Annotated in this window: 20 protein-coding genes and 1 other RNA gene; 9 read left to right on the top strand and 12 right to left on the bottom strand. The window is 64.7% G+C overall.

The annotated features are described in order from the left end of the window. The first annotated feature begins 32 nt into the window (after window positions 1-32). Window positions 33-217: non-coding RNA, 6S RNA (gene ssrS, locus ACRWQA_RS00105), on the top strand. 8 nt (window positions 218-225) lie between these two features. After that, entirely contained in the window at window positions 226-855 is a 630-nt protein-coding gene (locus ACRWQA_RS00100; RefSeq protein WP_434231258.1) for a 5-formyltetrahydrofolate cyclo-ligase, read from the top strand. A gap of 397 nt (window positions 856-1,252) precedes the next feature. On the opposite strand, the gene ilvA is transcribed toward ACRWQA_RS00100, so the two are convergent. Next, entirely contained in the window at window positions 1,253-2,767 is a 1,515-nt protein-coding gene (gene ilvA / locus ACRWQA_RS00095; protein ID WP_263581883.1) for a threonine ammonia-lyase, biosynthetic, read from the bottom strand. Window positions 2,768-2,939: 172 nt separating this feature from the next. Here ilvA and rpiA point away from each other — a divergent pair, with 172 nt between their 5' ends. Beyond that, window positions 2,940-3,614, top strand: a complete 675-nt coding sequence (gene rpiA / locus ACRWQA_RS00090; protein WP_263581882.1) for a ribose-5-phosphate isomerase RpiA — start codon at window positions 2,940-2,942, stop codon at window positions 3,612-3,614. 26 nt (window positions 3,615-3,640) lie between these two features. On the opposite strand, the gene waaA is transcribed toward rpiA, so the two are convergent. From waaA to ACRWQA_RS00075, 3 genes are read right to left on the bottom strand one after another with little or no spacing between them, the layout of a single operon-like run. Next, window positions 3,641-4,945 (bottom strand): lipid IV(A) 3-deoxy-D-manno-octulosonic acid transferase, encoded by a 1,305-nt coding sequence (waaA, locus tag ACRWQA_RS00085; protein ID WP_434231256.1) that lies wholly within the window; start codon window positions 4,943-4,945, stop codon window positions 3,641-3,643. Next, the gene (gene hldE / locus ACRWQA_RS00080; protein ID WP_434231253.1) at window positions 4,945-6,375 is read right to left on the bottom strand and encodes a bifunctional D-glycero-beta-D-manno-heptose-7-phosphate kinase/D-glycero-beta-D-manno-heptose 1-phosphate adenylyltransferase HldE; all 1,431 of its coding nucleotides are present in this window, start codon (window positions 6,373-6,375) and stop codon (window positions 4,945-4,947) included. Before hldE ends, waaA begins: the two co-directional genes overlap by 1 nt. Further along, window positions 6,365-7,462 carry a glycosyltransferase family 9 protein gene (locus ACRWQA_RS00075; RefSeq protein WP_434231250.1) on the bottom strand — a complete coding sequence of 366 codons (1,098 nt, stop codon included), beginning with the start codon at window positions 7,460-7,462 and terminating at the stop codon, window positions 6,365-6,367. Before ACRWQA_RS00075 ends, hldE begins: the two co-directional genes overlap by 11 nt. Between ACRWQA_RS00075 and ACRWQA_RS00070 the strand changes: the two genes are divergently transcribed. Continuing rightward, window positions 7,461-8,165, top strand: coding sequence for a 3-deoxy-D-manno-octulosonic acid kinase (locus tag ACRWQA_RS00070; protein WP_263581878.1), 705 nt, complete (start codon window positions 7,461-7,463; stop codon window positions 8,163-8,165). The genes ACRWQA_RS00075 and ACRWQA_RS00070 overlap by 2 nt on opposite strands. Window positions 8,166-8,216: 51 nt before the next feature. Here ACRWQA_RS00070 and ACRWQA_RS00065 read toward each other — a convergent pair whose 3' ends face one another. Continuing rightward, window positions 8,217-9,362, bottom strand: a complete 1,146-nt coding sequence (locus tag ACRWQA_RS00065) for a glycosyltransferase family 4 protein (RefSeq protein ID WP_434231246.1) — start codon at window positions 9,360-9,362, stop codon at window positions 8,217-8,219. On the opposite strand from ACRWQA_RS00065, the gene ACRWQA_RS00060 reads away from it, so the two are divergent. Next, the gene (locus tag ACRWQA_RS00060; RefSeq protein WP_446326232.1) at window positions 9,346-10,515 is read left to right on the top strand and encodes a glycosyltransferase family 9 protein; all 1,170 of its coding nucleotides are present in this window, start codon (window positions 9,346-9,348) and stop codon (window positions 10,513-10,515) included. The genes ACRWQA_RS00065 and ACRWQA_RS00060 overlap by 17 nt on opposite strands. Here ACRWQA_RS00060 and ACRWQA_RS00055 read toward each other — a convergent pair. After that, a complete protein-coding gene (locus tag ACRWQA_RS00055; protein WP_434231241.1) occupies window positions 10,469-11,248 on the bottom strand; it encodes a glycosyltransferase family 2 protein in 780 nt (259 codons plus the stop codon). The genes ACRWQA_RS00060 and ACRWQA_RS00055 overlap by 47 nt on opposite strands. A gap of 154 nt (window positions 11,249-11,402) precedes the next feature. On the opposite strand from ACRWQA_RS00055, the gene ACRWQA_RS00050 reads away from it, so the two are divergent. Continuing rightward, window positions 11,403-13,079: a sulfatase-like hydrolase/transferase gene (locus ACRWQA_RS00050; protein WP_434231238.1), complete on the top strand. Its 1,677-nt coding sequence runs from the start codon at window positions 11,403-11,405 to the stop codon at window positions 13,077-13,079. An 18-nt stretch (window positions 13,080-13,097) separates the two neighbouring features. On the opposite strand, the gene waaF is transcribed toward ACRWQA_RS00050, so the two are convergent. Both waaF and rfaD read right to left on the bottom strand, forming a co-directional pair. Further along, window positions 13,098-14,144 carry a lipopolysaccharide heptosyltransferase II gene (waaF, locus tag ACRWQA_RS00045; protein ID WP_434231237.1) on the bottom strand — a complete coding sequence of 349 codons (1,047 nt, stop codon included), beginning with the start codon at window positions 14,142-14,144 and terminating at the stop codon, window positions 13,098-13,100. Further along, window positions 14,141-15,106 (bottom strand): ADP-glyceromanno-heptose 6-epimerase, encoded by a 966-nt coding sequence (rfaD, locus tag ACRWQA_RS00040; RefSeq protein ID WP_434231235.1) that lies wholly within the window; start codon window positions 15,104-15,106, stop codon window positions 14,141-14,143. Before rfaD ends, waaF begins: the two co-directional genes overlap by 4 nt. A gap of 99 nt (window positions 15,107-15,205) precedes the next feature. Here rfaD and glyQ point away from each other — a divergent pair, with 99 nt between their 5' ends. The 3 genes from glyQ to gmhB all read left to right on the top strand — a co-directional run bounded on the left by glyQ (window position 15,206) and on the right by gmhB (window position 18,999). After that, window positions 15,206-16,222, top strand: a complete 1,017-nt coding sequence (gene glyQ / locus ACRWQA_RS00035; RefSeq protein ID WP_434231232.1) for a glycine--tRNA ligase subunit alpha — start codon at window positions 15,206-15,208, stop codon at window positions 16,220-16,222. Beyond that, window positions 16,222-18,288 carry a glycine--tRNA ligase subunit beta gene (gene glyS, locus ACRWQA_RS00030; protein WP_434231229.1) on the top strand — a complete coding sequence of 689 codons (2,067 nt, stop codon included), beginning with the start codon at window positions 16,222-16,224 and terminating at the stop codon, window positions 18,286-18,288. Before glyQ ends, glyS begins: the two co-directional genes overlap by 1 nt. Window positions 18,289-18,441: 153 nt before the next feature. Beyond that, entirely contained in the window at window positions 18,442-18,999 is a 558-nt protein-coding gene (gene gmhB, locus ACRWQA_RS00025; protein WP_434231227.1) for a D-glycero-beta-D-manno-heptose 1,7-bisphosphate 7-phosphatase, read from the top strand. 127 nt (window positions 19,000-19,126) lie between these two features. On the opposite strand, the gene gyrB is transcribed toward gmhB, so the two are convergent. From gyrB to dnaA, 4 genes are all read right to left on the bottom strand, one after another. Then, a complete protein-coding gene (gene gyrB / locus ACRWQA_RS00020; protein ID WP_263581868.1) occupies window positions 19,127-21,547 on the bottom strand; it encodes a DNA topoisomerase (ATP-hydrolyzing) subunit B in 2,421 nt (806 codons plus the stop codon). A 3-nt stretch (window positions 21,548-21,550) separates the two neighbouring features. Next, on the bottom strand, window positions 21,551-22,675 hold the full coding sequence (gene recF / locus ACRWQA_RS00015; protein ID WP_434231225.1) for a DNA replication/repair protein RecF: 1,125 nt from the start codon (window positions 22,673-22,675) through the stop codon (window positions 21,551-21,553). Between the two features lie 81 nt (window positions 22,676-22,756). Then, window positions 22,757-23,860, bottom strand: coding sequence for a DNA polymerase III subunit beta (dnaN, locus tag ACRWQA_RS00010; protein WP_263581866.1), 1,104 nt, complete (start codon window positions 23,858-23,860; stop codon window positions 22,757-22,759). A 64-nt stretch (window positions 23,861-23,924) separates the two neighbouring features. Further along, entirely contained in the window at window positions 23,925-25,397 is a 1,473-nt protein-coding gene (gene dnaA, locus ACRWQA_RS00005; RefSeq protein WP_263581865.1) for a chromosomal replication initiator protein DnaA, read from the bottom strand.

The following is a 25,397-nucleotide window of genomic DNA, read 5'->3' as shown; positions in this document are numbered from 1 at the left end:
GGACCCGCCCGTTAGCTCTGATAGGATGAAGTTGTTCCCTGGGGTGTTGGCCAGTCGTTAAAGTCCCTCGAGCCTATGAGCAATACCCAGGGCGGCCATTTGCTAGCCGGACCCGTGTGCATGTCCGTGCGTCGGAAAGCCTGACGGTTCGGCTGCGGCCACCCACCTTGAACCAAGGGTTCAAGGGCCAGAACGACAGCGGCACTCTGGGGAACTCCACGTATCATGCACGTTCTGCACGACCCTCTTGTCTCCGATGACTTCGCTACCCGGCGTCAGCTACGCCAGGAGCTGCGACGTCGACGGCGAGCGCTGAGCCCGACTCGACGTCAGCAGGCCGACCGCGCCCTGTGTCGTCGCCTGCGCCAGTTGCCCGAGGTAAAGCGGGCCCGGCGCGTGGCGCTCTATCTGCCCAACGACGGCGAAATCGACCCCCGACCACTGATTCCCTGGCTGACTCGCCGCGGTGTGCGTGTCTATCTGCCCGTACTGAAGCCGCTGTCGGAAAACAGCCTGTGGTTCGTGCACTACCACCCCGGCACGCCCATGCGACGTAACCGCTTCGGGATACCCGAGCCGCAGACGCGCCATGGCGCCCATCGTGCCCGACGGCTGGCGACCTGGGCACTGGATCTGATCCTGTTGCCGCTGGTGGGCTTCGACGATCAAGGCCAGCGTATGGGGATGGGCGGCGGATTCTACGACCGCAGCCTGGCCTTCACCCGGCGCCCCGGCCCGCGTCCCACGCTGATCGGCCTGGCCCACGATTGCCAGCGGGTGGACCGTCTGCCAACGGCGCCCTGGGACGTGCCGCTGGATGCCATCGTCAGCGATGCGCGGCTGGTTCGTCCCTGAGCCACCCGCCGAGCGGCCGGCCGTTCAGTACGGCAGGTGACACAACCTCAATACAAAAAAACCGGCCGAAGCCTGGCTTCGACCGGTCCTGAAATCATCTGATCATGGCACTGTCTGCCGACTCAACCGCCTGCCAGCGCCTGGGCATAGCCAGTGACCACTACACCTATGCCAAATGCCAGCACCAGTGCCATGACCAGATCGGGCTTACGCTTCATTGTTACCTGCTCCTGACGTTCCCGTAGTTGAAAGGTGTCGCAAAGACCGCGACTGCGCCGACTATAGGGCCTGTGACGCGTTGATGACAACTGGTTCAAGCGCCGATTACATAATGAAACCCAAGCCAATTCCCGGTTTTGGCGTAAGTCACCGCTTACCAACGTCGAGTCCCTCACAGTCAGGCCATGAACAGGCGGTAGGCGTCGTTGTCCGTCTCCTTCCAGTAGCGATAACCGATCTCGTCGAAATACTCCTCGACATGAGAACGATTGCCGTTGGGCACCTGCATGCCGACCAGTACGCGACCGAAGGCGGCACCGTGGTTGCGATAGTGGAACAGCGAGATGTTCCAGTCCTGAGGCAGATGAGTGAGGAAATTCATCAGCGCACCGGGGCGCTCGGGAAATTCGAAGCGATAAACCTCCTCGTCGAAGTGCTCCTTGGGCCGGCCGCCGCCGAGATGGCGAATATGCAACTTGGCGAGCTCGTTGTCGGTGAGGTCGACTACCGGGTACCCGGCTTCACGTAGCTTGTCGATCACCGCCTGGCGATCCTCGCCGCCCGGCTTGACCTGCACGCCGACGAAGATGTGCGCTTCCTCGGGGTCGGCGTAGCGGTAGTTGAACTCGGTGACCATGCGCTTGCCGATCGTACGGCAGAACTTCTTGAAGCTGCCCGGCCGCTCGGGAATGGTCACGGCCAGGATCGCCTCGCGCTGCTCGCCGAGTTCGGTGCGCTCGGCGATGTGTTGCAGGCGGTCGAAGTTAGTGTTGGCCCCCGAGTTGATGCACAGCAGGGTCTGGCCCTCGACCCCGGTCTGCTGGATGTACTTCTTGAGCCCGGCCAGCGACAGCGCCCCCGAGGTCTCCGATACCGCCCGGGTGTCGTCGAAGATGTCCTTGACCGCCGCGCACATCTCGTCGGCGTTGACGGTGATGACGTCGTCGATCAGGTCGCGCACGATCTTGAACGGCACCTTGCCGATCTGCGCCACGGCCACGCCTTCGGCGAACACGCCGACCTGGTCGAGCGTCACGCGCCTGCCGGCGGCGAGCGCCGCCTTGAGGCAGGCGCTGTCCTCGGCCTCAACGCCTATCACCTTGATGTCGGGTCGCAGGTACTTGACGTAGGCCGCCACGCCGGCAATCAACCCGCCGCCACCCACTGGCACGAAGATGGCGTCCAGCGGGCCGCTGTGCTGGCGCAGGATCTCCATGGCCACGGTGCCCTGACCGGCGATGACGTCGATGTCGTCGAAAGGGGGGATATAGGTGTAGCCGTGTTCGGCAATCAGCTCCTGGGCGTGCTCGGCGGCGGCGGCGAAGGCATCGCCCTTGAGCACGACCTTGGCGCCGCGGGCCCGCACCGCCTGGACCTTGATCTCCGGCGTGATACGCGGCATGACGATAACCGCCTTGACGCCCATCAGCTTGGCCGCCATGGCCAGCCCCTGGGCATGGTTGCCGGCCGAGGCCGCGATCACGCCCTTGGCCTTCTGCTCTTCGGAGAGCTGCGCCATCTTGTTGTAGGCGCCGCGAATCTTGAAGGAATAGACGGGCTGCAGGTCCTCGCGCTTGATCAGAATCTGGTTGTCGAAGCGCCGTGACAGGAAGGGGGCAGGCGAGATAGGCGTTTCACGAGCGGCTTCGTAGACGTGAGCCTGGAGGATCTTCTTGACGGTAGCTTCGAGCATCCTGATGGTCCCGGAGGAAAGTGGCGCAGAGGGGCGGCAGCGTCTGCTGCACTGCAGAGAACCCCTATAGGTAGCATCTCTGTAACCTCGTCGTCCAGCGTACGCGTCGGCAGGAGACGCCCTCTGGCCTATAATGGCGCGGCATCCGCCACCCATCGACTGCGAGCAAGACATGACCCAGGACGAACTGAAGGACGCCGTGGCCGCCGCCGCCATTGCGGAAATCGAATCGAAACTCGAGCGCGACACCATCCTCGGCATCGGCACCGGCTCCACCGCCAATCTGTTCATCGACCGCCTGGCGCGGCTGCGCCACGACTTCCAGGGCGCCGTGGCCAGTTCCGAGGCAAGCGCCGAACGCTTGCGGCGCCACGGCATCGAGGTGTTCGAACTCAACAGTGTGGGCACCGTTCCCTTCTATATCGATGGCGCGGACGAAGTGAACGCTCACTTGCATATGATCAAGGGCGGCGGTGCGGCGCTGACCCGCGAGAAGATCGTGGCGGCTTGTGCCGAACGCTTCATCTGCATCGCCGATGGTTCGAAGAAGGTCGATCGCCTCGGAGCCTTCCCGCTGCCGGTCGAGGTGATCCCCATGGCGCGCTCCTACGTGGCGCGTGAGCTGGTCAAGCTGGGCGCTGATCCGGTCTACCGCGAAGGGGTGGTGACCGACAACGGCAATCAGATCATCGACTGCTTCGAGTTCATGATCGACGACCCGGTGGCCATGGAGGCGCGCCTCAACGCCATCGTCGGTGTGGTCACCAACGGCCTGTTCGCCGCGCGTGGCGCCGACGTGCTGCTGCTGGGCACCGAGCAGGGTGTGGAGCGTCTGACTCCTGCCTGAGCGCAGGCCAGGCAGTATGTGATGACTTACTCGCCCGGCAGCAAGCGCTGCAGCCCGGCCAAGGTCCGGGCCAGGGCGCCACGATTGGCCGCGACCACCGCCAAGCCGGCCTCGGCCAGGCGATGCCGCTCGGCCTCGTCGAGAAACAGGGTGACCAGAGTGTCGGCCAGCGCCGCACTGTTGGCCACCTCGACCAGCGCCCCTCCTTGACGCAGCGTCTCGGCGATATCAGCGAAGTTGGCAAGCTCGGGGCCGGTCAGCACCGGCACGCCCATGGCGGCCGGTTCGAGCAGGTTGTGCCCCCCTATCGGCACCAGGCTGCCACCGACGAAGGCCAGGTCGGCAGCCCCGTAAAGCGCAAGCAGCTCGCCCATGGTGTCGCCCAGATAGACGGCGGTGCGCGCGTCGGGCCACTCGCCGAGTGAGCGACGCGCCAACATCATGCCGCGTTCGCGGACGAGCTCGGCCACCGAATCGAAGCGCTGGGGATGACGCGGCACCAGTATCAACAGAGCATCGGGGTAGGAGTGTCGCAGTCGGGCATGGGCCTCCAGCAATTGCTGCTCTTCACCGGGGTGGGTGGAGCCGGCTACCCACACGGGGCGTGAGCCCAGGCGCGTACACAGGCGCTTGCTGGCCTCGCTCGATGCGTCATCCGGCGTCAGGTCGTATTTGAGCGAACCCACCACGTCGATGCGCGTGGCCGGCATGCCCAGTTCACGAAAGCGCTCGGCGTCACCGCGCGACTTGGCGGCCAGCCAGTCGAGCTGACCCAGTGCGGCTGCCATCAGCGGGCGCAGGCGGCGGTAACCACGGAAAGCGCGCGGCGAGAGGCGGCCATTGGCCACCGCCGTAGGCACGCCGTGGCGACGACACGCCGCCAACAGGTTGGGCCAGATCTCGGTCTCGAAGAAAATGGCGAGCGATGGCGACAACCGAGCCACGAAGCGGCGCGCGGCGCCGGGATAGTCGAGCGGCACGAAGTAGTGTTGCAACCGCTCGGCCTGTCCGGCCTGCCGCCTCGCTGCGATCAGCGCCCGCACCCGCTCGGCGCCGGTAGCCGTCATGGTGGTCACCACCAGGCGATGGTTCGGGTAACGCGCCAGCAGCGCCTCGATCAACGGACGGGCGGCCTGCACCTCGCCCACCGAGGCGCAGTGCAGCCACAGGCAGGACGCGGAAGCGGGTAGGCGCGGTATCCGTCCGAGCCGCTCCCCACGCCGGTTGGTGAGCGCATGCTCACGCCAGACCCGGCGCAAAACGAGGGGAGAAAGCAGATAGAGGGCCGCCGAATAGAGCCAGCGTGGCCAGCGCGGCAGGGGTGCAGTCATCAGCTCTCGCGATCGAGAATGGTGGCGATCATGGCAGTGGTGGACACGCCATCCTCGAAGCCCAGCACCTTGACCTCACCGCCGGCGGCGCGCACCGCCTCGCCGCCGGCGATCTCCTCGGCGCGGTAGTCACCGCCCTTGACCAGCACATCGGGCAGCACCGCCTCGATCAGCCGCTGCGGGGTGTCCTCGCTGAACGGCACCACCCAGTCCACCGCGCCGAGGCCGGCCAGCACCTGCATGCGCCGAGCCAAGGGATTGATCGGGCGCCTGGGGCCCTTGAGCCGACCGATGGAAGCGTCGTCGTTGACCGCTACCACCAGCCGGTCGCCGAGCTGACGAGCGTGCTCCAGGTAGGCCACGTGGCCGGCATGCAGGATGTCGAAGCAGCCGTTGGTCATCACCACCCGTTCGCCGCGCAGCTGGGCGGCGCGCACCGCCTCGATCAGCGGCGCCTCGCCGATGACGCCGAATTCCGCCAGCTTGTCGCCGTGCACCGCGGTGTAGAGTTCGGCGATCGACAGCGTGGCGGTGCCGGGCTTGGCCACCACCAGGCCGGCCGCCAGGTTGGCCAGCGTCATGGCCTCGGGGAAGCCGTGGCCGGCCGCCAGCGCCAGTCCCAGCACGCCGATCACGGTGTCGCCGGCGCCGGTGACGTCGAAGACCTCGCGCGCCCGGGTCGGCAGATGCAGCGGCTCATGGTCGCCACGGATCAGCGTCATGCCCTTCTCGCTGCGGGTGATCAGCAGCGCCTCCAGCTCCAGCTCGGCGCACAGCGCCGCGCCCTTGGCGGCCAGTTCATCGTCGCTGCGGCAGCGGCCAACCACCGCCTCGAACTCGGTCAGGTTGGGCGTGATCACGCTAGCCCCGCGGTACTTGCCGAAGTCGTTGCCCTTGGGATCGATCAGCACCCGCTTGCCGGCACTGCGCACCAGGGCAATCAGTTCCTCGACCCGGTTGAGGGTGCCCTTGCCGTAATCGGAGAGAATCACCAGGTCGCATTCGGGCAACCCCTGCTCGACACGGGCCAGCAGCCCACGGGTGTCGAGTTCTTCCAGGCCGTCCTCGAAGTCGAGCCGGATCAGCTGCTGGTTGCGGCTCATCACCCGCAGCTTGGTGATGGTGGGGATCCCCGGACTGCTCTCGAAGTAGGTGTCGACGCCGGCAGCGTTCATGCGCTCTGTCAGCCGGCGGGCGTTGTCATCGTCGCCGACCATGCCGCTGAGCGCGGCATGGGCACCCAGCGAGGCGATGTTGAGCGCCACGTTGGCCGCCCCACCGGGGCGATCCTCGCACTCCTCCACTCGCACCACCGGCACCGGAGCCTCCGGCGAGATACGGGAGGTGGCGCCCTGCCAGTAACGGTCGAGCATGACGTCGCCCACCACCAGCACGTGCGCCTGCTCCAGCGCGGTCAGGTCAAGCTTCATCGGGTCGTTCCTCTTCCTTGCGTACGTTCGGCCGTGCCAGCAGCGCATCGAGCTTGCCGATCACATCCTCGATACGGATCAGCGTCATGGCGTCGGCATGGCGGACACGCTGGCCCCAGTTGATCTCGTCGAGCTCCCGATGCAAGTAGGTGCGCACCGCATCCGGGTAACGATTGACCACGTAGTCGCGCCATCGATAAGGCGCCGCGCGGTCGGGATTGGTGGTGGCGAACAGCCCCACCACCGGCGTGCCCATGGCATTGCCCATGTGCACCGGGCCGGAGTCCGGGGCGATGACCACCCGAGCGCGGGCGATCAGCGCCAGCAGGCCCTTGAGCGAGGTAGCGCCGATGGCATCGATCACCGCCTCCGGACGACTGAGCGTGACGATACGTTCGCCCATCTCCCGTTCCAGGGTGCTGCCGCCGCCAGTGAGCACCGTCTTCAGGCCATACTGGGCCCAGGCATGCTCGATGACGGCGGCGTAGCCTTCCGCCGACCAGTTGCGGAAATTGCGCAGCCGCGGATTGGCACAGGGGCTCATCAGCACATAAGGGGCATCGCCGGTCAGGGCAGCGGCCTCGTCGAAGGCCTCGGCCGGCACCGGCAGGTCCCACTCCAGCGACAGATCCTCTACGCCCAGCAGACGGACGAAGTCGAGAAACGACTCCAGCACGTGGGCACGAGGGTGCGGCGCCAGCTGGCGGTGGGTGAACCAGTGCTGGGCGTCCTTGGCCCGCGCCTTGTCATAGCCCACCCGCACCTTGGCCTTGAGCCCCAGCGAGAGCACGCTGGCACGCAGCGCCTGCTGCATGTGCAGCAGTACGTCGAAGCGGGTGTCGGAGAGCTCACGCCACAGCCGGCGCATGCCGGCCAGGCCCGAGGCCTTGTCGTAGACGACGAATTCGACCCCCGACAGGCCAGCCAGTAGACTGTGTTCCGCCTTGCCGATGATCCAGGTGATGCGCACATCGGGCCACTGACGCTGCAGGGCGCGCACGGTGGGTACCAGATTGCACACATCGCCGAGGGCGGAGAGTCGCAGCACGGCGATATGGCGCGGTTGGGCAGGCAGAGGATGCTTCATGCACTTGGCAACATGTCGGACGGGAAAGGTTTTCATTCTATATGATGCGGACAGTGTATGTGACGCCGAGTCGGCGCCACAAATCGGCCCGTCGCTGTTCGACCCGCAATATTGGCAGTGCGCCGACCGCGTGGTCGGGCAAGCCCCGGGGCGTGGCAACAGTTTGTTCCTCGACGTTGGCGGCGAACAGTGGGTGCTGCGCCCCTATCGCCGTGGCGGGCTGGCCTCACGGATCAGCACGGCACGCTACCTGTGGACGGGACTCGAGCGCACCCGCGCCTTTCGCGAGCAGCGCCTCACCGCCTACCTCCATGCACAGGGCCTGCCTGTGCCGCGACCGGTGGCCGCCGGCGTCACTCACCACGGCCTGACCTACTCCGCGGCTCTGATCACGGTGCGCATCGACGGCGCCCGCGCCCTGGCGGAGCGACTTGGCCAAGCCGAAGCGCCGCTTTTCGAACGGGTCGGTGCCACCGTGCGCCGCTTCCATGAGGCCGGCCTCGATCACGTCGACCTCAATGCCCGCAATCTACTGGTCGATGCTGATGACCAGGTGTGGCTGATCGATCTCGACCGCTGCCGGCTGCGCGCCCCCGGGGCGTGGCGCGAGGCCAACCTTGAGCGTCTCGGCCGCTCGCTGGCCAAGTTCGGTACCGCCGAGGCCATGGCGGCGATCCGCCGCGGCTACGCTTCCCACCCCTGACCCGCTCCGCCGCGTTTTGGCAATGCTTGGAACGGAAGGCTCGCACCACTCTCAGACCTTGGCAGCGCTCCCCTCCTTCCCGGCATATTCATCGATCAGGGCGCGCACGTGCGCGGCCACGTCGAAATGACGTTCTGCCCTCGCTCTTGCGGCGCGACCCAGGCGTTCGCGCAGTGCCGCGTCCTGCCCGAGTTCCGCCATGGCCTCGGCCCAGGCCTGCGGCTCCTCCGGCGCGACGAGGCGCCCGCAGTCGGCCTCGAGAAGTTCGGGTATCGCCCCGCTGTCGGCGCCGATGACCGCCTTGCCGGCCGCCATTGCCTCGACCACGGTCAGACCGAAGGCCTCGTTGCGCGAGGGCACGCAGACGATGTCCAGCGCCTCGAAGAGGCGCGGCAGGTCGGAGCGAAACCCGGTGAAGGTCACATGCGCTTCCAGCGCCAGCGCCGTGACCCGCTCGCGCAGGTGCGCCACGTAGGCTTCGTCGCTGCCCTCGCGAGCCGCAAGCCCGCCGATCAGCACGCCATGCCAGGCCAGCCCGGGAGCGCGCTCGTGCAGCCGGGCCAGGCCTTCCAGCCACACCTCGTGGCCCTTGCCGTCGGTCAATCGTCCCGGCAAGCCGATCGCCACCTGATCCTGGACAACACCCAGTTCTCGACGCAGCGCCTCGCGCGCAACGGTGTCCAGTTGCGGGACATAGGGGGTCTGGTCGATGCCCAGGTAGAGCCGGCGAATGCGCTCGGGGGGCAGCGGAAAGGCAGCCAGGTTGCGCTGGCGTGTCGCCTCGCTGATGGCGAACAATCGCGTGACGTGACCGTAGGCCCAGCGATGATAGAGGTCCTTCTTCGGCCGGGTAACACCCATGTGGTCGGTGAAGAACAACTCGAGGCTCGGCCGCAGGGTCGCCAACAGCGCTCCCAGGCGCAGGTCGCTGGACTTGTGGCAGTGCAGCACGCCAATGCCGTGGCGCTTCAGGTAGGCCAGCACGCGCCCCGCCTGCAGCAGTGCCCGGCCCCGTGAAGGGACTGTCAGCGTCTCGACGCCGGCGGCCACCAGGCTGGCAGCCACACGCGAGCCCTCCAGCGCCAGTCCATGGGGCTCCCACCCTTGGCGTTGCAGCTCGGGTATAATCCGCGCAGGATACATTTCGAGTCCGCCCCAGCCGTCCGAGAGGCAGATGTGCATGACCTTGCGTGACAAGGCTGTCTCCTTGGTGTCGATCAACCGGGGCTCGGGAGCCCAGATGACGTCTTCTTCCCGCGTGGCCGGTCGCCACGCAACGGACCAGCCGCCACACATCCTGGTGGTGCGCAACGACAAGCTCGGCGACTTCATGCTCGCCTGGCCGGCACTCGCCTGCCTCAAGGCCGGCGCTCCCGAGGCGCGTATCAGTGTACTGGTGCCGAGCTACACGGCACCGATCGCTCGACTGTGCCCATGGATCGACGAGGTGATCCTCGACCCCGGCGACGGCGCCGGGAAACAGGCGCAGCGCAAGCTGCTCGCGCAACTGCGCAGCGCGCGCTTCACGGCCATGCTGACGCTGTACTCCACCCCGCGCATCGGCTGGCTGGGCTGGCGTGCCGGTATTCCGTGTCGCCTGGCGCCTGCCACCAAGTGGGCGCAGCTATTCTACAACCATCGCATCGTCCAGCGCAGGTCGCGCTCGGCCAAGCCGGAATACCTGTACAACATCGAGCTCGCCGAGGCCCTGCTCGACATCGAGGGACATCTCCCTCCCCGCCGTCCCACACCACCGTACTGGCCGCTGCCAACCGGGGCCGTGGAAACCCAGCGCGAGACGATCGCCACTGAGCTGACCCTCGATACGCAAGCGCCCTGGCTCTTCCTGCACGCCGGCAGCGGCGGCTCGGCGGTCAACCTTTCCCCCGTTCAGTACGCCGAACTGGCGACGGCCGTCGACTCGCGCCTTGCCGATACGGTGCTCCGCCCGCACTGGCTGTTGACCGCCGGTCCCGGCGAGGAACCGACCGCTCGCGAACTCCGGGACTCGCTCGCTTCCCGGGGGCTGTCGGCAACGGTACTGCCGCCGCGTGCGAGTCTCGGGGATTTTGCCCTGACGCTCGCAGTCGCCGACCTGTTCATCGCCGGTTCCACTGGGCCGCTGCATATCGCCGGCTGCCTCAACCGACCCACGGCGGGCTTCTACCCGGCGCGCCGCTCAGCCACCTCACTACGTTGGCAAACCTGCAACGACGCGTCGCGCCGCCTCGCTTTCAGCCCACCCGAAGCGGCCGGTGAAAGCGACATGGCGGCGATCGATATCGAGACCGCAGCCGATGCAATCAGCGCTCAGGTGCGTCGTCGGGTGGCGGCGACGTCCGCGTCCTGATCCACAGGTCGGCATACTTGGCGAAGGTGGAGTGGGCCGAGAGCAGCGCCAGCAGCAGGCCCTGGCGCCCATCGAGAAAGCCCGCACGCAGCAGGTACATGCGCAGGAAACAGCCCAACCCATGCACCAACCCGGCCGAGAGGCTGCCCTGCTTGCCACGGGCGGCACGCTGCTCGGCCCAGGCTTGGGCGTAGTGGGCCGACTTTTCCAGGTAATGGCGCAGGTCACGGTAGGTATAGTGCAGCAAGTCGCCCTGCAGGGCCTTGACCGGCAGCCCCCCGCGATTCTGCAGCTTCTCGTGGACCAGGGCCGCATCATACCCCGCTTGCCCTCTGGGATAGAGCCGCGCCACCCGGTCGGGGTACCAGCCGGAGTGGCGTATGAAGGCGCCGAAGCACCAGGAGAGGCGCGGCAGGGTATAGATGGCCGGCTCGTCGACGGTCATCGCGGACTGGATGCTCTCGCGCAGCTCGGGGGTCACTCGTTCATCGGCATCGATCATCAGGATCCAGTCGCTCTCGGCCAAGGCCTCGGCGCGCTGGCGCTGCACGCCGAAACCCTGCCAGTCGTCATTCACCGTCACCTTGTCGGTGAACTCACGGGCAATGGCGCAGGTCGAATCCTGGCTCCCGGCATCCAGCACCACGAGCTCATCGGCCCAGCGCAGCGTCTCCAGGCAGGCACGCAGGTGGGCGGCCTCGTTCTTGACGATCAGTACGGCAGCCAGGGTCATCGGCCACTCCTCGTGGATTCGGCGGCTGGCCAGTTTACTGCCGCAACCGCGAGGCCAGCAAACCCGGTCGTGGGCTGCCTACGACACGATTCGTGGTGCAAGACGAGATAGGCTTGATAAGCTATCAGTCGAATTCAATGGATGAATCCACACAATGCCTATCCCTTCCAAGCTGCTCGAGCTGGCTCGCCCCCGCTGGCTGTCGCTGCTGATCATCGGGCTCTGCCTGGGTTACGCCATTACCGTGCTGACCCGCGTCCCCTCCTGGGGCCTGCCCTTACTGACGCTTGCCTGGGTAGGGCTGAGTGCCCTCTTCCACTGGGGTGCACCTCTCACATCGCGCGCCGATGTACCTCGCAGGTGGCCTTGGGCACTGCTCCCCATCGCGCTGTGGGGGCTCTATCTCTATCTTGCCGAGAGCTTCGGCATCGTCGACCTGAGCGCGGTGTTCTTCCACCTGCAGGCCGGCATGGCCGACCATGGCGGGGTAAGCCGCATCGGTGCAGCGTTCTTCTACACACTTTCGATGGTCGCGCTGCTGGCTTCGTTCACCTGGCTGGTACGCCATGATCATCGCTGGCGCCGCGGCGAACCACTGCTGGCCCTCGTGCTGCTGGTGAGCAACCCCCTGTTATATGGCGTGGGCCAGCGCGGTGCCGCCATCGTCACCAAGCCCGACGCCTGGCTGGAGCGCCATTACGTCGAGCCGATCCTTCTCGAATCGCCCCGGGATCCGCCCAACCTGCTGCTGCTGTACCTGGAGAGCATCGAACGCACCTATTCCGATCGTGAGCGCTTCGGCGATGCCTATGCAGAGCTGGACGCCATCGGTGAGCACGGTCTGGTTTACGAAGGCATCCGTCAGGTCGACAATACCGGCTGGACCATGGCCGGCATGATCGCCAGCCAATGCGGCACGCCTCTCATGCCGGCCGGTCTGCTGCATGACCGCCAGTTCTCTCCCTTGGAAAAGGTCGTGCCCGGCGTCGACTGTCTCGGTGACCTGTTGTCGGCACAGGGCTACCAGCTCACCTACATGGGCGGCGCCAGCGTCAACTTCGCCGGCAAGGGCCTGTTCTATGAAGGGCACGGCTTCGACACCATCCTCGGACGCGAGGAGCTCCAGCCCCTGCTCGAAGATCCCGAATACGTCAACAACTGGGGGCTCTACGACGACTCGCTCTTCGAGTTCAGCCTGCAGGAACTGCGCCGCCTGAATGCGGAAGGGGGCCCCTGGGGCCTGGTCACTCTGTCCATATCGGGCCATGCGCCGTATGGCTATCCCGCCCAGGCTTGCCTCGATCGACAGGGGGAGTTCGACGGCAACGACATTCTATTCTCTGTGGAGTGCTCGGCCTGGCTGGCCCGGAGTTTCCTCACCCGGGCCGAGGCCGAGGGCCTGCTCGACAACACTGTCGTGATTGTTGCCAGCGATCATTTGACCATGCGCGTATCGGCTTGGGAGCAACTGATCGAAGGCGAGCGCGACAATACCTTTATCCTGATGGGGCCCGGTATCCCCCAGGGCCGGCAGAGGCGCGAAGCCTCCATGGTGGATGCCTTCCCCACCATTCTCGAGGCAATGGGCTATACCATCGATTGGCATCGCGCCGGTCTCGGGGTTTCGCTGCTTTCGGACGAGCCGACTCTGCTCGAGGAGCATGGCATCGAATTCTTCAATGCCCGCATGCGCGAGGAGATCGTGCTGCAGGAACGCCTCTGGGAAGGGCTGACACCGCCTAATCAGGAGCCTGAACCGGAGGAACCCCAGGTGCAGGTCGTGGAAACGCCGGAGGATGCCACCGGCGAGGAACCTGCCGAGGTGCAGTAGATACCCGCCGTCGGCTGCTCAACCGTGCGTGAACGCCGCACGGGACGACGCCAACACGGCGGCTAGTACTCGCTGAGGCGAGAGCTGCACCTGGCAGTTGGTGTGGCCCAGCGGGCAGGTACGTTCGAAGCAGGGTGAGCAGGAAAGCCCCAGATAGTGGATCTCGGCGTTGTCGGTCAACGGCGGCGTATAGGCCGGTGACGATGAGCCGTAGAGTGCCTGAATACGGGTGCCGACCGCGGCGGCCACGTGCATCAGTCCGGAGTCGTTGGTGACCACCTGCTGGCAGTCGGCGAGCAGGTCCACCGCATCGGCCAGGCGGGTTTGGCCGCACAGGTTATGCACCTGCGCCTGGCCCTCTGCGATCGCATCCCCGGCCGCGACGTCCTTGGGCCCACCCAGCACACGCACCTCGAAGCCGTCGGCCACCAGGCGTTCGGCCAATTCGCGGAAGTGACCCAGCGGCCACTGCTTGGCCGGGCCGTACTCGGCGCCGGGCATCATACCGATGGCCGGCCGCGAACTCAGCCCCAGGCGCAGGCGCAGCTCGGCCAGATTGTCGAGGTCGACCCGCAAGCGTGGCCGGGGAATGGCGAAATCGCTGCGTTTGGCCTCGTCGGCCGGTAGACCAAGCGCCACGAAGCGCTTGACGGTCTGGTCCAGCGTCGCCCTGTCGAGCTCGCGCCGCTCATTGAGCAGCCCATAGCGCTGCTCGCCGGTAAAGCCCACCCGGTGGGGAATGCGCGCCAGGAACGGCACCAGGGCCGACTTCCAAGAGCGCGGCAGCACGATCGCCTTGTCGAAGCGCCCGCGCAGCCGCTGCGCCAGGGCACGCCGGGTCGACCAGCCAAACTCGCCGTGGCCGACGTCCAGACTCACCACCTCGTCGACCTCCTCCATGCGCTCGAGAATGGGCTGCGACCAGCCCGGCGCCACGACGCCGATGCGACTCTCGGGCTGGCGCTGCTTCAAGGTCTTGAACAGGCTCTGGGCCATGACCATATCGCCGACCCAGGAGGGGCCGACTACGAGAATGCGGGACACCGGCGCAGACGCCTGGCTCATCCCTTGGCCTCGTCCAGCCACTCCAGGTAGGCCTTCACGCCTTCGGCCACGGTGCGGAACTCACGCTCGTAGCCGGCCTCGCGCAGGCGCGAGATATCGGCTCGTGTATAGCTCTGGTAGCGCCCCTTGAGCTCTTCGGGAAAATCGATGTACTCGATGCGACCGCGGCCATGGTGGGCAATCACCGCCTCGCCGATGGCCTTGAACGGTTCGGCACGACCGGAGCCAAGGTTGAAGATGCCTGACTTGCCGGGGTTGTCGAGGAACCACAGGTTGACGTCCACCACGTCGCCCACGTAGACGAAGTCGCGGCTCTGCATACCCGCCTCATAGCCGTCCCAGGCGCCGAACAGCCTGAGATCCTGCCCCGCGCTGACCTGGGTATGGTTGTGGTAGGCCACGCTGGCCATCTTGCCCTTGTGCTGCTCGCGCGGGCCGTAGACGTTGAAGTAGCGGAACCCCACCACCTGGCTGGTCAGTTCATTCCAGTGCTGGCGCACGTACTGGTCGAACAGCAGCTTGGAGTAGCCATAGACGTTCAGCGGCTTCTCGTACTCGGGCTCCTCGCGGAACACCTGGCTGCCACCGTAGGTGGCCGCCGAGGAAGCATAAAGGAAGGGAATCCCCTGCTGCTGGCAGTAGTGCAGCAGCACTTTCGAGTATTCGAAGTTGTTGTCGAGCATGAAGCGCCCGTCCCACTCGGTGGTGTCCGAGCAGGCCCCTTCATGGAAGATCGCCTCGATGGGCGGCAGGCGCGAGGGCTCGCCACAGAGTGCCGCTTCGATGCGTGTGCGGAAATCGTCCTTGTCGAGATAGTCGCCCAGGGTGCAGTCCGCCAGGTTGACGAACTTGGTACCGTCGCGCAGGTCGTCGACGACCAGCACGTCATTGCGCCCGCGCTCGTTGAGGGCCTTGACCAGATTCGAGCCGATGAAGCCGGCGCCACCTGTCACTACGATCATTGTGAACCTCGCTGGGGCGCAACCGCTGCGCCTATAACCGATGTGCCTGTGATTGTATACTTGACGCCTCGTGAATTCATGGCCAACGGTGCTTCCGCAATGACTCCCTCGCCAAACCCGTCGCAGACGCTCTCGACACCCCCGTCGACCTCGGCTCCAGGGTCGACGCCAGACGCGACCACTTTCCAGGGCCTGATACTCTCCCTGCAGCAGTACTGGGCCGAACAAGGCTGTGTGGTGCTCCAGCCGCTGGACATGGAGGTCGGGGCAGGCACCTTCCACCCCGCCACTTTCCTGCGCTCCATCGGCCCGGAGACCTGGAATGCCGCCTACGTGCAGCCTTCCCGCCGCCCCACCGACGGCCGCTACGGCGAGAACCCCAACCGTCTGCAGCACTACTATCAGTTCCAGGTGGTGATGAAGCCCTCCCCTGCCGACCTGCAGGAGCGCTTCCTGGGCTCGCTCATGCGCATCGGCATTGACCCACTGGTGCATGACATTCGCTTCGTCGAGGACAACTGGGAGTCGCCGACCCTTGGCGCCTGGGGACTCGGCTGGGAAGTCTGGCTCAACGGTATGGAGGTGACCCAGTTCACCTACTTCCAGCAGGCGGGCGGGCTGGAGTGCTATCCCGTCACCGGCGAGCTGACCTATGGTCTCGAGCGCATCGCCATGTACCTGCAGAACGTCGACAGCGTCTACGATCTCGTCTGGACCGTCGCACCGGACGGCTCCAAGGTCACCTATGGCGACGTCTACCTGCAGAACGAGCGTGAGCAGTCGGCCTACAACTTCGAGCATGCCGACGTGCCGGCCCTGTTCAATGCGTTCGACCATCAGGAGCGCGAGTGCACCAAACTGCTCGAGGCGAACCTGCCACTGCCGGCCTACGAACAGGTGCTCAAGGCTTCGCATACCTTCAACCTGCTGGATGCCCGTCATGCCATCTCGGTGACCGAACGCCAGCGCTTCATCCTGCGCGTACGCACCATGGCCCGCGACGTGGCCCACGCCTACTATGCCTCGCGCAAGGCCGCCGGCTTCCCGCTGGCTCCCGAGGCGCTGCGTCAGGAACTGCTGGCCCAGGACATGAACGTCGAACAGGGAGACGCATGATGGCTGCCCATACCTTTCTGATCGAGCTGGGCGTCGAGGAGCTGCCGCCGAGCGCCATCGACTCGCTCTCCGATGCCCTGGCCGATGGCATTCGCCGCGGTCTCACCGAAGCCGAGGTCAGCTTCGGCGGCATTCGCGCCTATGCCACGCCGCGCCGCCTGGCGGTGCAGGTGACCGAGCTGGCCGACAAGCAGCCCGACCGCGAGGTCGAGCGTCGCGGCCCGGCCCTCGCTGCCGCCTTCAAGGACGGCCAGCCCACCAAGGCCGCCGAAGGCTTCGCCCGTTCCTGCGGCGTCGCGGTGACGGATCTGATTCATCTGGAAACCGACAAGGGCACCTGGCTCGGCTATTGCGAGCGACAACAGGGCGAAGCCACCACCCGGCTGCTGCCAGCGATCGTCGACAAGGCCATCACCGCCCTGCCGGTGCCCAAGAACATGCGCTGGGGCGCGTCCCGGGTAGAGTTCTCGCGCCCCGTCCATTGGCTCGTGATGCTCTACGGCGACGAGGTGGTCGAGGCTGAATCGCTGGGCCTGACCGCCGGCCGCACCACTCGCGGCCACCGCTTCCATGCCCCCGACCCCATCGAGCTGGCACATGCAGACGATTATCTCGACGCCCTCGAGCAGGCCTGGGTCCTGGCCGATCGGGAGCTCCGTCGTGAGCGCATCCGCGAGCAGGTGCTGGCCGAGGCCGAGGTCCAGGACGCTCGGGCAGTCATCGACGAAGCGCTGCTCGTCGAGGTAAGCGGCCTGGTGGAGTGGCCCGTGGCGCTCGCCGGCAGCTTCGACGAGCGCTTCCTCGAGGTGCCGGCGGAGTGCCTGATCTCGTCGATGAAGGCCAACCAGAAGTACTTCCACCTGCTCGACGAACAGGGCCGGCTGCTACCCCAGTTCATCACCATCTCGAACATCGACAGCCAGGATCCGCAGCAGGTCATCGAGGGCAACGAGAAGGTCATTCGCCCACGCCTGGCCGATGCTGCTTTCTTCTACGACACCGACCGCAAGCAGCCCTTGTCGGCGCGCATAGCGGGACTTGCCAGCGTGGTGTTCCAGCAGCAGCTCGGCACCCTCGCCGACAAGGCGCACCGCAGCGCAGCAGTCGCGGCGTTCATTGCCGGGCGTATCGGCGGCGACGTGGCCCAGGCACGCCGTGCCGCCGAGCTGGCCAAGTGCGATCTCGTCACCGAGATGGTGCTGGAGTTTCCGGAACTGCAGGGCATCATGGGCCGCTACTATGCCACCCATGACGGCGAACCCGCCGAAGTGGCACAGGCACTGGAAGAACAGTACCTGCCGCGCTTCGCCGGCGATGAGATCCCTGCCTGCCGCACCGGCCAGGCCCTGGCGTTGGCCGACCGGCTCGACACCCTCACCGGCATCTTCGGCATCGGCCAGCGGCCCAGCGGTACCCGGGATCCCTTCGCCCTGCGCCGCGCCGCCATCGGCGTGCTCAACATCATTATCAAGGGCGAACTGGACGTCGATCTGCGCGAACTGCTCGAACTCGCTGCGGCACAGCATCAGGAGCTACCTTACGCCGAGAATCTGGTCGAGGAAGTGCTCGGCTACATGCTCGACCGCTTCCGCGCCTGGGGGCAGGACGAGGGCATTCCCGCCGAAGTGTACCTGGCGGTACGCGCCCGCCCGGTCACCAAGCCGCTGGATTTCGCCCGGCGCCTGCGGGCGGTACATGCCTTCACCCAGCGCGAGGAGGCAGCGGCCCTGGCCGCTGCCAACAAGCGGGTCTCCAACATTCTGGCCAAACAGGACGGCAAGGTCGGCAGCCAGGTTGACAGCGCTCTGCTCGAGGAATCCGCCGAGAAGGCGCTGAGCGATGCTGTCTCGTCGAGCCGTGAACGCGTCATGCCGTTGTTTGCCGAGGGGCATTACCGCGAAGCACTGGACATTCTCGCTGGGCTGCGTGCACCGGTTGACGCCTTCTTCGACGACGTCATGGTCATGGCTGACGATGATGCCATCCGCCGTAATCGCCTGGCGCTGTTGGCCGGCCTCCAGGCATTGTTTCTCGAAGTCGCCGACATCGCTCTGTTGCAGCAGTAACGAGCGTTGTCAGAAGCCGGCCGGAATGATTCCGGCCGGTTTTTTTATTCCGTCGCGCCAAGTGTTTCACGTGGAACACAAGCCCCTCAGCCTTGGCAATGGGCGTTTCACGTGAAACACTCTCCTACCCTACCTCGCTACCATGGTGTACCGATGCCCGATGCATCCCGACTCGTCATTCTCGACAGGGACGGTGTCATCAATCAGGATTCCGATGCCTACATCAAGTCTCTTGCCGAGTGGATTCCCTATCCGGCTTCCATTGACGCCATTGCGCGCTTGTCTCGCGCCGGCTGGACAGTTGCCATTGCCACTAACCAATCCGGCATCGCCCGGGGTCTCTATGACGAATCCACACTGGCCTTGATGCACGCCGAGCTTGAAAAGCAAGTTGCCGAGGCAGGGGGTAGAATCGCGCAGATCGCCTACTGCCCGCACGGCCCGGGTGATGGCTGCTCCTGCCGCAAACCGCTGACCGGGCTACTCGAACGGATTCGCGACACGATGGGCCTGGAGAGCCTGGCGGGCAGCTGGATGGTAGGTGACAGCCTGCGCGATCTTCAGGCCGGTGAGCCCATGGGCTGTCGCCTGGCACTGGTAAGAACGGGAAAAGGACGGCTAACCGAAGCCAAGGGGATAGGAATCGCTGGAGTCCACGTTTTCGATGACCTGGCGGCTTTCACTGATTGGCTGTTAATCAGCACAAGCTGATATTTCTGTTTGGCATGAAAAAAGCCGACCTTTTCAGGGTCGGCTTTTTTGCATGAGCATGTTCGCCTCGAGCAGGGCTGGGGCTGGGCGCGGCGGTGTTTCACGTGAAACACCGCCGCGCCTGGCGTCAAACATCGAGATTGGCAGCCAGTGCGTTGCTCTCGATGAAAGCACGACGAGGCTCGACCTCGTCTCCCATCAAGGTATTGAACATCATGTCAGCCGCCACGGCATCCTCGATCGATACACGCAATAGCCGCCTGGCATCCGGATCCATCGTGGTCTCCCACAACTGATCCGGATTCATCTCGCCAAGCCCCTTGTAGCGGGACACTGCCAACCCGCGCTGGGCCTCGGCCATCAGCCATTCGAGCGCCTGGTAGAAGTTGGCCACCGTCTTCTTGCGCTCGCCGCGAGCGATATAGGCGCCCTCTTCGAGCAGCCCCTCCAGCGTCTCGCCCAAGGCTGCCATGGCGCGATAGTCAGCGCTGGTGAAGAAGTCGATGCCCCATACGTAGTCGGTGCTGACGCCATGCGCCGTCAGTGTCACCGCCGGCAGGAAGAGTTCGCGCTCGGCGTCCTCCTCGAGCCGGAAGGTATAGCGAGGTCCGCCCTCGTAGGCCACCAGCGCATCCATCTCTTCCTGCAGATAGGCGATCCAGTTCTGCATGGTCACGCGATCCTTGAGGCTCGCTTCGCCTTCGAGATGCGCGGCATGAACGACCTTGCGCAGCACTTCGTTGGGATAGACCCGCGAAAGACGGTCGATGCGCTTCATCACGTCGCGGTATTGCCCTACCAGTGATTCGAGCTGCGTTCCGGTGACCGGTGGTGCATCGGGATTGACGTAGAGCCTGGCGCCATCCATCGCGGTAGCGGTCAGGTAGTCGGTCAGCGCCTGCTCATCCTTGAGGTACGTCTCCTGCTTGCCGCGCTTGATCTTGTAGAGCGGCGGCTGGGCAATGAAGACGTGGCCACGCTCGATCAGCTGCGACATCTGCCGGAAGAAGAAGGTCAGCAGCAGCGTCCGGATATGCGAGCCGTCGACGTCCGCATCGGTCATGATGATGATCGAGTGATAACGCAGCTTGTCGGGGTTGAACTCTTCACGACCAATGCCACAGCCGAGTGCAGTGATCAGCGTGCCCACCTCGGCGGAGGAGAGCATCTTGTCGAAGCGAGCCTTCTCGACGTTGAGGATCTTGCCCTTGAGCGGCAGAATCGCCTGGGTGCGGCGATCCCTGCCCTGCTTGGCGCTACCACCGGCCGAGTCACCCTCCACCAGGAACAGTTCGGAAAGGCTGGGATCCTTCTCCTGGCAGTCGGCTAGCTTGCCCGGCAGGCCAGCGATGTCCAGGGCGCCCTTGCGTCGCGTCATGTCACGTGCCTTGCGCGCCGCTTCGCGAGCACGAGCGGCATCGAGCATCTTGTTGACGATCGCCTTCGCCTCATTGGGCTTCTCGATCAGGTACTCCGCGAACAGTCGTCCCATCTCCTGCTCGACAGCCGTCTTCACTTCTGAAGAGACCAGCTTGTCCTTGGTCTGTGAGGAAAACTTGGGGTCCGGCACCTTGACCGAGATGATGGCCGTCAACCCTTCGCGAGCGTCATCACCCGTTGTCGCCACCTTGCTCTTCTTCAACAGCCCCTCGGCTTCGATGTACCCGTTCATGGTGCGGGTCAAGGCAGCACGAAAACCGGCCAGGTGCGTACCGCCATCACGCTGCGGTATGTTGTTGGTATAGCAGTAAATGTTCTCGGTGAACGAGTCGCTCCACTGCATGGCCACCTCGACCACCACGCCATCTTCGCGCTCAGCTTCGAAATGGAACACCGGGTTGAGCACGGTCTTGTTGGTATTGAGATGATCGACAAAGGCCTTGAGGCCACCCTCGTAGTGAAATAGCTCTTCCTTTCCGCTACGCTCGTCCAGTAGGCGAATCGCCACACCGGAGTTGAGGAAGGAGAGTTCGCGCAGACGCTTGGCCAGGATATCGTAGTGAAATTCGATATTGGCGAAGGTGTCTGGGGAGGGTTTGAAGTGAACCCGGGTGCCGGTCTTTTCGGTCTTTCCCACCACCCCAAGCGGCGCCTGGGGCACACCGTGGCGGTAGATCTGTTCATGGACCTGCCCCGCCCGCCAGATCGTCAGCTTGAGTTCTTCGGACAGTGCATTGACGACCGATACCCCAACGCCGTGCAACCCACCCGACACCTTATAGGAGTTGTCGTCGAATTTGCCGCCGGCGTGAAGGACCGTCATGATCACCTCGGCCGCTGAGACGCCCTCCTCCTCGTGTATGTCGGTGGGTACGCCGCGGCCGTTGTCGCTTACGGTGATCGACTCATCGGGATGAATGACCACGCGTACTTCGCTGCAATATCCGGCCAGAGCTTCATCGATGGAGTTGTCCACCAGCTCGAACACCATATGATGCAGACCTGTCCCGTCATCGGTATCGCCGATGTACATGCCGGGACGCTTGCGCACGGCATCCAGCCCCTTGAGGACCTTGATGCTCGTTGAGTCGTAAGCTTGTTCGCTCATTGACTACTCCGTCGTGAAGTCTATCTGTGCCTTTGGCACTAGCTGCCCTGTTCCGGATGACGCTTGTTTCACGTGAAACACCGCAATTGGCGTGTGGGACTCCCATGGCCCCACCAGGGCGTCGTGTTCGACACTCGTAATAAAAGCTTGGCAGCGCATGGACTCGAGCAGCCGGCAAAACACGCGGCGATGCTCGGCATCCAGCTCCGCGGGTAGGTCGTCGACGAGATAGAGGCAGCTGCGCCCGGTCGACTGTTCCAGTAATCTTCCCTGTGCCAGCTTGAGCGCACTGACCACCAGTTTCTGTTGGCCACGCGACAGCACCTCGACGGCGGGGCGACGCCCCAGCCGAATGCGCAGGTCGGCGCGCTGTGGCCCATTCTGGGTAAATCCCATCAGCTGATCTGCCGTTCGCCCCTGTTCGAGCACTTCCTGCAAGGATCGCTGCTTGTCCCAGCCGCGTGAGTAACGCAGGCTCAGTTCGGGCAGGTCGATCAGCCTGCCCAACGTCTCCTCGAACACGGGGACGAAGCTGGCCATCCACTCGCGTCGCAGGACGTCGACCCGCTCGCCCCACAGGGTCAGCTCCTGTTCCCAGGCAGCCAGGCTATTGGCATCCATTCTACCATGCCTGAGAAGCGCATTCCGATGCTTCAACGCACGCTTGGCGCGGCGCCAGGCATCGTAGAAGTCATGTTTCACGTGAAACACACCCCAATCGAGAAACTCCCGACGGCCGGCCGGAGCCCCCTCTAGCAAGCGGAAAGCATCGGGATTGATCAACTGCAAGGGAAGCGCCTCGATCAACCTCGACAGGCGCGACACCCGCTCCCCTCCCATACGCATTTCCAGCTCGGCCGCATCGCGTGCCCGCCGGACCCCGATGGGTAAGGGGGGCTCGCCACATAGGCGGGCATACAGGGTCATCTCGTCGCTTTCATGGGCGATGGCGTGCTTCAACTGCCGCGTGCGGAAAGAGCGGCCCATACCTAGAATGTGCAGCCCCTCGAGCAGGCTGGTCTTGCCACTGCCGTTACAACCCACGATCAGGTTGATACCAGGGCTCGGCGCCAAGTCTAGCGCCTCCAGGTTTCTCAGGCCGGTGAAGGCGAGGCGTTCGATCAGCATGAGAGGTAACGCACGGCTAAATGACACCCGGCCGCGTTGTTGCGCGGCCGGATGCGGAGAGATGCGAGCAGAATGGCTGCCTCAAAGGCGCATCGGCATGACGACATACAGGGCATCGCCCCCGCCGGGCTCTTCCATCAAGGCACTGCTGTTCGAGTCAGCAAGCGTCATCTGCACTCTATCCTCACCGATAACTCCAAGAACATCAATAAGATAGCCAACATTGAAGCCGATTTCGAGGGAGTCGCCGCCGTACTCCACGGCCACGTTCTCCTCCGCTTCCTCCTGCTCGGGGTTGTTGGCCATCACCTGCAGGTTGCCCTCCTGAAGATGCAGGCGAACACCGCGATACTTCTCGTTGGAGAGGATGGAGGTACGTGACAGCACCTGGCGCAGTTCGGCACGGTCGGCTATGAAGACCTTGTCGCCGCCACGCGGCACCACGCGCTCGTAGTCGGGAAACTTGCCGTCGACCAGCTTCGAGGTGAAGGTGAAATCGCCAGTATGGGCACGCACGTGGCTGGCACTGAGTGTCAGTGTCACCGGCTCGTCGCTGTCATCGAGCAGCCGCACCAGCTCGAGCACGCCCTTGCGCGGCACGATCAGCTTGCGCGCCGGCTCTACCTGGATCTCTGCCGGGCGTGAACACACGGCCAGGCGGTGGCCGTCGGTCGCCACGGTGCGCACCAGATTCGAACGCAGCTCGAGCAGCATGCCGTTCAGATAGTAGCGAACGTCCTGCTGAGCCATCGCGAAGGAGGTGGCATCGATGAGATGCTTGAGCGTTCCGCGTGGCAGGCTGAGCTCCACATCGCCAGCGCTGTCTTCAATGTTCGGGAATTCGGCTACCGGCAGAGTCGATAGGGTAAAGCGGGAACGGCCGCTACGCAGTACGGCACGACCCTCCTCCAGGCTGAACTGCAACTCGGCCTGGTCGGGCAGCGACTTGCAAATGTCCATCAGCTTGCGGGCCGGCACGGTAACGGCACCTGGCACATCGACCTGCGATGCCGCCGTGCGTCCGATCAGTTCGACCTCGAGATCGGTGCCGGTAAGGGCTACCTCGTCCTGATCGACCTGGATCAGCACGTTGGACAGTACTGGCAGGGTCTGGCGACGCTCCACCACGCCAGCCACCAGTGCCAGCGGCCGTAGCAGCGCTTCGCGGGTAATGGAAAATCTCATGTCGGCTCCACGTCTCGTCCTGTAGATGGGTGTCGGGCAATGCTGAGCGTAGCGAAACCCGCCGCTAACTGGTCAGCAGTCGCAGCAGGTTCTTGTAGTCCTCGCGGATGTCCGCGCTCTCCTCCTGCAGTGCCTGTACCTTACGGCAGGCATGCAGCACCGTGGTATGGTCACGTCCGCCGAAGGCATCGCCGATTTCCGGCAGGCTGTGATTGGTCAACTCCTTGGCCAACGCCATCGCCACCTGACGCGGTCGGGCCACCGAGCGTGAGCGCCGCTTGGAGAGCAGGTCGGCCAGCTTGATCTTGTAGTATTCGGCAACGGTACGCTGAATGTTGTCCACGCCGACCTGCTTGTCCTGCAGCGCCAGCAGGTCCTTCAGCGATTCGCGAATGAAGTCCTGGGTGATCGGCTTGCCCATGAAATGGGAATCGGCAATGACCTTTTTGAGCGCCCCCTCCAGCTCGCGCACGTTCGAGCGAATCTTCTGGGCAATGAAGAAGGCGGCATCGTGGGGCAGGTCCACCTTGGCCTGATCCGCCTTCTTCATCAGAATGGCGACCCGTGTCTCGAGTTCAGGGGGCTCGATGGCGACGGTCAGTCCCCACCCGAAACGCGACTTGAGGCGTTCCTCGACGCCGCTGATCTCCTTGGGGTAGCGGTCCGACGTCAGGATCATCTGCTGACCACCCTCGAGCAGGGCGTTGAAGGTGTGGAAGAACTCCTCCTGGGAACGCTCCTTGCCGGCAAAGAACTGGATGTCGTCGATCAGCAGCGCATCGACACTACGGTAGAAACGCTTGAAGTCGTTGATGGCATTGAGCTGCAGTGCCTTGACCATGTCGGCCACGAAGCGCTCGGAGTGCAGGTAGACGACGCGCGCATTCTCGCGCCGTGTCGCCAGCGCGTTGCCTACCGCATGCATCAGGTGGGTCTTGCCCAGACCGACGCCGCCATACAGAAACAGAGGGTTGTAGGCGCCCCCCGGGTTCTCGGAAACCTGCCGCGAGGCGGCTCTCGCCAACTGGTTCGACTTGCCCTCGACGAAGGTCTCGAAGGTGAAGCTGGGGTTGAGGCCGCTATTGTGTTTCAAGCTGCCTTCAACCTGCACCTCGCGATCGCCACCGGAACGGCGCGCCGAGGTTCCCTCTTCGCGCATTTGGTCGATTTCGCGTTCGTCGCCGATGTCGCCCCGCGGCGGCACCTGCACGGCTGGCGCCAAGGGAGAGTGAGGGCTGGCCGAAACCGGCGCACCCAGGTCGCGCGGCTGCGGCTTGACCGCTGCCGCACTTCGACTACCGACCGTCAGCACCACCCGTGGTGGCTTGGCTGGCGCCAGATCCCTGAGCAGCTCGTTGATACGCTTGGCATACTTGTCGCCAACCCAGTCGCGAACGAAGCGATTGGGCGCCAGCAGACGCAGCTCGTTGGCTTCCCCCTCTTCGGCTTGAAGCGGGCGAATCCAGGTATTGAACTGTTGTGCGTTCAGCTCGTCCTGCAGGTAATCCAGACACTGTTGCCAGAGAGCAAGAGACAC

Source organism: Billgrantia sp. C5P2 (assembly GCF_051062895.2).
Note: the sequence above shows the minus strand (reverse complement) of the source record. Positions and strands in the feature narration are given on the sequence as shown.